Source organism: Acetobacter sp., assembly GCF_047723915.1.
Taxonomy (GTDB): domain Bacteria; phylum Pseudomonadota; class Alphaproteobacteria; order Acetobacterales; family Acetobacteraceae; genus Acetobacter.
Genome location: NZ_JBDOBQ010000037.1, coordinates 1 through 6,508 on the forward strand (window position 1 = coordinate 1; position 6,508 = coordinate 6,508).

Annotated in this window: 5 protein-coding genes; all 5 read left to right on the top strand. The window is 66.1% G+C overall.

Annotation, left to right across the window (positions count from 1 at the left end):
- Nucleotides 1–827 (top strand): hypothetical protein (locus tag ABF990_RS13735; protein WP_415506649.1); only part of this gene is annotated, 827 nt, incomplete at its 5' end.
- Nucleotides 828–1,036: 209 nt separating this feature from the next.
- Nucleotides 1,037–2,272 (top strand): LL-diaminopimelate aminotransferase, encoded by a 1,236-nt coding sequence (locus ABF990_RS13740; RefSeq protein WP_415492171.1) that lies wholly within the window; start codon nt 1,037–1,039, stop codon nt 2,270–2,272.
- A complete protein-coding gene (locus tag ABF990_RS13745) occupies nt 2,269–3,597 on the top strand; it encodes a homoserine dehydrogenase (protein ID WP_415500813.1) in 1,329 nt (442 codons plus the stop codon). Before ABF990_RS13740 ends, ABF990_RS13745 begins: the two co-directional genes overlap by 4 nt.
- A gap of 58 nt (nt 3,598–3,655) precedes the next feature.
- The gene (gene glpX, locus ABF990_RS13750) at nt 3,656–4,654 is read left to right on the top strand and encodes a class II fructose-bisphosphatase (RefSeq protein WP_415492169.1); all 999 of its coding nucleotides are present in this window, start codon (nt 3,656–3,658) and stop codon (nt 4,652–4,654) included.
- Nucleotides 4,655–4,666: 12 nt separating this feature from the next.
- Nucleotides 4,667–6,505, top strand: coding sequence for a single-stranded-DNA-specific exonuclease RecJ (recJ, locus tag ABF990_RS13755; RefSeq protein WP_415500812.1), 1,839 nt, complete (start codon nt 4,667–4,669; stop codon nt 6,503–6,505).
- Nucleotides 6,506–6,508 lie beyond the last annotated feature (3 nt).

Below are 6,508 nucleotides of genomic sequence, written 5' to 3' on the forward strand. Positions count from 1 at the left end.
TGCCATCCCCCCAGGCGCGCACCCTGTTAACGCAGCAGCTTATCCGCAACCGGAACCTGACGTACCGCACCATGCCGTCCACGGGCACGCTCTACCCCGATGTGCCGCCACCACCCAATGCCGCCACTACACCGCAAAAAGACACGAACGGACAGCCCGCCCCCCCCAGCCTGCCACCCGGCGTAAACGGCGCGATCATGGATGCGGCGGACGCCCCACCACCCCCTGCGGCAGCGGCAACGCAGGTGGGCAAGGCCGGGATAGGCGACACGGCACCGCAGAACGCAACAGGTGCCCCCGAACTGCCCATGCCGAGTGTACCGGGAACAGGCGCGCCCAAAAACACCACGGCACAGGACGAGCCCGAAATCGCCATGCCCGAGGTGCGCAAAAAGGCCGACCAGGCTGGCAAGCCGCCCGTCGTCATACCGCAGATTCCCGATGCGCCGCCCACTCCACCGGCCTTCCCCGGCTATGAGGTACCGTCGGACACCGGGCTGGCCGATGGCATGCACCCCAATTACGACCTGACGGACGTACGGGGCACGCCGTTCCACTTCGTGTCACAGTCGGACCTTTTGGCGGCGGGGCAGGACGGCACGTTCACCAAACTGCTCAGCACCACGCCGCATGGCCCGTTTTACGTCCACGGGTTCGGAGATGCGGCGTCGCAGAGCGTGCAGGACCAGGCCGATGCCGTCAGGCTGGGGCTTTTACGCGCGTCGCGCGTCGCGCAGGCACTGGTCAGCCGAGGTGTTCCGGCGTCGGCCATTCATGTCCGGGGTGACGCCTTCGGCACGGGGGCCATGGTCAGTACGACCCCCTAGCCCGCCATCGCAGGCCCAGCGACGCACCCCGTGCGACCTTATAAGGCCACTCCTCGCACGGTCGCACGCATGCCGGGCTGCCATGCTGAAAAAAACATGCCAGCCCACACGCTTTTCCCGCGCGAGGAGTTGCCTGTTCCATTTTGGCGATTACTATAGTCGCTCTCGCAATCAAGGGGCCTGCCCCCTCAGCCAAAGCACCCAAGTCCATGACCGAAGAGTTCCACCGCATCCGTCGCCTGCCGCCCTATGTGTTTGCCTCCGTGAACCAGGCCAAGGCAGCGGCCCGAGCGCGTGGCGAGGATATTATCGACCTGGGCATGGGCAACCCCGACACCCCCACCCCGCCGCATATCGTCAGCAAGCTGATCGAAACCGTGAACGACCCGCGCAGCCACCGTTATTCGGTCAGCAAGGGTATTCCGGGTCTGCGCAAGGCCGTGGCCGGGTATTACGAACGCCGGTTCAATGTCGGGCTGAACCCCGACAAGGAAGTGATCGTCACGCTGGGGTCGAAGGAAGGGCTGGCCAATCTGGCCTCCGCCATCACCAGCCCGGGCGACACCATTCTGGTGCCCAACCCGTCCTACCCCATTCACCAGTTCGGCTTTATTATTGCCGGGGCGTCCGTCCGCTCCATTCCCGCAACACCGGACGAGGACATGCTGCGCGCCCTGGACCGGGCGGTACGCCATTCCGTACCCAAGCCCACGGCCCTTATCGTCAATTTTCCGTCCAACCCCACGGCGTATCTGGCCGATCTGGATTTCTACAAGGAACTGGTGGCCTTCGCCCGGCGCGAGAATATCTGGATCCTGTCCGATCTGGCCTATGCCGAAATCTATTTCGGTGACCGCGTGCCGCCCTCCATTCTGGCGGTTCCCGGTGCGCGCGACATTGCGGTGGAATTTACCTCCCTGTCCAAGACCTATTCCATGGCAGGCTGGCGCGTGGGCTTTGCCGCCGGCAACGAACGGCTGATTTCCGCCCTTACCCGTATCAAGTCCTATCTCGATTACGGGGCGTTCACCCCCATCCAGGTTGCGGCCGTCACAGCACTGAACGGCCCGCAGGACTGCGTGGCCGATCTGCGCGCCCTGTACAAGGACCGGCGCGACGTGCTGATCAAGGGCCTGCACGCCGCCGGGTGGGACGTTCCCTCCCCCGAAGGCTCCATGTTCGCATGGGCGCCCATTCCCGAACAGTTCCGCGACATGGGCAGTGTCGCCTTCTCCAAGCTGCTGCTGGAAGAAGCGGGCGTGGCCGTGGCCCCCGGCCTGGGCTTTGGCGAATATGGCGATGACCATGTGCGGATCGGGCTGGTGGAAAACACCCACCGTCTGCGCCAGGCCCTGCGGTCCATCCGCGGTTTCATGTCCGCCCATGGCGTGAATGCGCCTGTTTCCTCCCCATCCGTGAAAAAACCGGAGTCTGTTACACCGTGACATCCCGCACTTCTTCCGCTGTTGCGCATACCACTCCCCTGCGTCTTGGCATTGCCGGCCTTGGCACTGTCGGCGCAGGCGTGATCCAGCTTTTGCGCGCCAATGCCGACCTGCTGCGCGCCCGCGCCGGCCGCCCTATCGAGGTTGTGGCGGTCAGCGCACGCGACAGGACACGTGACCGCGGGGTCGATCTGGCAGGGCTACGCTGGTACGAGGATGCCCGCGAACTCGTCACCGATCCGGACGTGGATGTGGTGGTGGAACTGATCGGCGGGGCGGAAGGCACGGCCCGCGCGGTGGTGGAACAGGCGCTGGCGGCTGGCAAGCCTGTGGTGACCGCCAACAAGGCGCTGGTGGCCCTGCATGGCTCCGCGCTGGCGCAGCTCAGCGCCGCCAACCAAGCGCCTTTGCTGTTCGAGGCGGCAGTGGCCGGGGGCATACCCGCCATCAAGACCGTGCGCGAAGGTCTGGCGGGGGACCGCCTGCTGCGCGTAGGCGGGATTTTGAACGGCACATGCAACTATATCCTGACCGTCATGCGTGAGACCGGCAAGGATTTCGCAACCGTACTCAAGGACGCACAGGATCTGGGCTATGCCGAGGCCGACCCGTCCACCGATATCGACGGGCTGGACGCCGCCCACAAGCTGACGATTTTGGCGGGTCTGGCCTTTGGCCAGCCAGTGGCTTTCGACTCCGTGCATGTGGAAGGGATTCGCCGCATCGGCGCGGAAGACCTGGCCTTTGCCCGCGCGCTGGGCTACCGGATCAGGCTGCTGGGCCTGGCCCACGTGACCGATGCCGGCCTGCAGGCACGGGTCACGCCCTGCCTGGTGCCCCAGAACTCCCCCCTTGCGCAGGTCGATGGCGTGTTCAACGCCGTGGTGGCGGAGGGCGAATTTGTCGGCCGGATCATGATCGAAGGGCGCGGCGCCGGGGCTGGCCCCACGGCAAGTGCCGTCACCGCCGATCTGATCGATATCGCGCGGGGCCACACCATTCCCGTATGGGGTGTGCAAGCCGACGCGGGCGAGCCCTTGCGCGCGGCCCCCGTCACACTGGGCCACGGCGCTTTCTACCTACGGCTGCTGGTGGAAGACCGCCCCGGCGTTATCGCGGATATTACAGCCGTGCTGCGTGACTGCGGGGTTTCCCTGCGCAGCATGCTCCAGCACCCGGCTGAAACCGACAGCGCGCCTTATGTTCCCCTTGTTCTGGTCACACATCAGACATCCGAGGCTGCCATGCAGGACGCCGTAACCCAGATTGACGCGCTGAGCGTTGTCACGGACACCCCGGTCATGATCCGGATCGAAACGGCGTAAGAAACCGTCCATCTTCCATCCCCTGCCCCCGCAGTCACGATAAGGACCACGTATTCCGATGTCTGAACCTATTGGCCCATCCCCCTTTGTCGTCTCCGACCGCAATCTGGCGCTGGAACTGGTACGCGTGACCGAAGCCGCGGCCCTTGCCTCTTCCCGCTGGACGGGGCGTGGCCGCAAGAACGACGCTGACGGCGCCGCGGTCGAAGCCATGCGCACCGCTTTCGACACGGTGGCCATTGACGGCACGGTGGTGATCGGCGAAGGCGAGATGGACGAAGCGCCGATGCTCTATATCGGCGAAAAAGTGGGTTCGGGCGGTCCGGCCATGGATATCGCGGTGGACCCGCTCGAAGGCACAAACCTGTGCGCCAAGGACATGCCCAACGCCATTACGGTGGTGGCCCTGGCCGAACGCGGCAACTTCCTGCATGCGCCCGATATCTACATGGACAAGATCGTGGTCGGCCCCGGCCTGCCCGAAGGGGTCGTGGACCTTGACGCCTCGATCGAGAACAACCTCAAGAACCTTGCGCGTGCCAAGGGCCGGACCGTGCACGACCTGCTGCTGTGCACGCTCGAACGCGAACGCCACGAGGAAATGATCGCCCGCGCCCGCGCGGCCGGTGCCCGCGTGCGTCTGCTGACCGATGGCGACGTAGCAGGTGGCATTGCCGCGTGTCTCGACAACAGTCAGGTCGATATTTACGTGGGGTCGGGCGGCGCGCCAGAAGGCGTGCTGACAGCCGCCGCCGTGCGCTGCGTGGAAGGGCAGATGCAGGGCCGCCTCCTGTTCGAGACCGACGAACAGCGCCAGCGCGCCCTGCAGATGAACCCCGGCAAAAGCCCCGACCGCAAGCTGACCCTGCACGAAATGGCAGCCGGGCCCGTGCTGTTCTCGGCCACCGGGGTCACGACCGGCACGCTGCTGCGTGGCGTGCGGCACGAGGCCCATCAGGCCGTGACCCATTCACTGGTCATGCGCTCCAAATCCGGCACGTCGCGCTTTATCGAAGGCCACCACAACTTCCGCACCAAGACCTGGGCGCCGCAATAAGCGCTCCGGTCCATGCAGCCCCGCGCCGTTCAGCCCATGCCCGTGCTTGACCGCCCCGCCGACACCACCCCCGCTGTTCTGGGGGTGGAGCACAGCCTGAGCGGGCGACGCTGGACATGGCGGACAGGGGCTGAAAGCCCTGCTGTCGAACGGCTGGGGGCAGCCCTTGCCCAGCAACTGGGCGTTCCGGCCCCTGTGGGGCGCCTGCTGGCCCTGCGCGACATTACCCCCGAACAGGCTGCCAACTTTCTGGACCCGCGCCTGCGGGCCCTGCTGCCTGACCCGTCCAGCCTTGCGGATATGGACGTCGCGGCCGCGCGCATGGCGCGCGCGGTGCAGAACCGCGAAACCGTGGGCATTTTTGGCGACTACGACGTGGATGGCAGTTGCGCGAGCGCCATTGTCGCAGGTTTTTTCGAAGAGCTGGGCTGCACGGTCCACACCCATATTCCCGACCGGCTGACCGAAGGCTACGGCCCCAACGGCCCTGCCCTGCAGGCCATGATCGCCCAGGGCGCCACGCTGCTGATCTGTGTGGATTGCGGCACCACCTCGACCAGCGTGCTGAACCCGCTGACCCCGCAGGCCGATGTGATCGTGCTGGACCACCACAAGTCCGAGGAAGCGCTGCCCGACATTCTGGCAACGGTCAACCCCAACCGGGTGGACTGTTCGTCGGGGCTGGGGTCGGTCTGTGCGGCGGCACTGGGTTTTCTGGCCATTGTGGCCACCGCACGCGTGCTGCGCCAGGCAGGCTGGTTCGGCCCGGACAGGCCCGAACCCGACCTGATGTGCCAGCTCGACCTGGTTGCGCTGGCCACCATATGCGACGTCATGCCGCTACAGGGGCTGAACCGCGCCTTTGTCGCGCAGGGGCTCAAGATCATGGCAAAACGCCAGCGCACCGGGCTGGTGGCGCTGATGGAGATCGCGGGCGTGACCAAGGCGCCCGATGCGTTTTCGTGCGGGTTTGCGCTGGGGCCGCGAATCAACGCGGGCGGCCGCATTGCCGAAGCCACCCTTGGCCTGCGGCTGCTCCGCTGCGATGACGCACTGGACGCCAGACAGATGGCCGAGCGGCTGGATGCCGTCAACCGCCGCCGACAGGGGGTGGAGGCTGAAATTCTCGACCGCGCCATGCTGGCCGCCGCCGAACAGAAGGAAGCCGGACACGGGGTCATTCTGCTGGCGGGCAAAGACTGGCATCCCGGCGTGGTGGGTATTGTCGCGGGCCGGATCAAGGAACGCTTCAACCGCCCGACGCTTGTAGGGGCCGAACTGGACGATGGCAGCATAAAAGGGTCGGGCCGCTCGGTTACGGGACTGGACCTTGGCAGCGCCATTATTGCCGCCCGGCAGGCTGGCCTGCTCAAGACAGGTGGCGGCCACGCCATGGCGGCGGGGTTTTCGCTGACCGTGGAACAGCTTGAAGCCTTCCACACCTTCCTGAACGCCCACCTGCCAGACGCCGCCAGCCTGCCCGAGACGGTTGACCTGATCCTGGACACGGTGGTGGCCGTTTCAGGTGCTACCCCCGAACTGGCGCAGGACATGGCCCGTCTGGCCCCGTTCGGTGCGGGCAACCCCGAACCGCTGATAGCCCTGCCCCATGTCAGTATTGTGCGCACGGACCGCATCGGGCGCGATGGCAACACCCTGCGCGTTCTGCTGCGGGCCGAGAACGGCGCGCGGCTCAAGGCGCTGCTGTTCCGCGCCGAAGACAACCCCCTGACCCCCACGCTGGAAGACACCACCCGGCCCGCGCTGCATATGGCGGGCTATCTGCGGGCCGAAAGCTGGAACGGACGGACCGACGCCACGTTCTTTATCCAGGACGCGGCCCGCGCCTGACGC

Excerpts from the sequence above, each read along its gene's own strand:
- ABF990_RS13740 (WP_415492171.1), top strand. The coding sequence starts at position 1,037 with ATGACCGAAGAGTTCCACCGCATCCGTCGCCTGCCGCCCTATGTGTTT.
- glpX (WP_415492169.1), top strand. The coding sequence starts at position 3,656 with ATGTCTGAACCTATTGGCCCATCCCCCTTTGTCGTCTCCGACCGCAAT.
- recJ (WP_415500812.1), top strand. The coding sequence starts at position 4,667 with ATGCAGCCCCGCGCCGTTCAGCCCATGCCCGTGCTTGACCGCCCCGCC.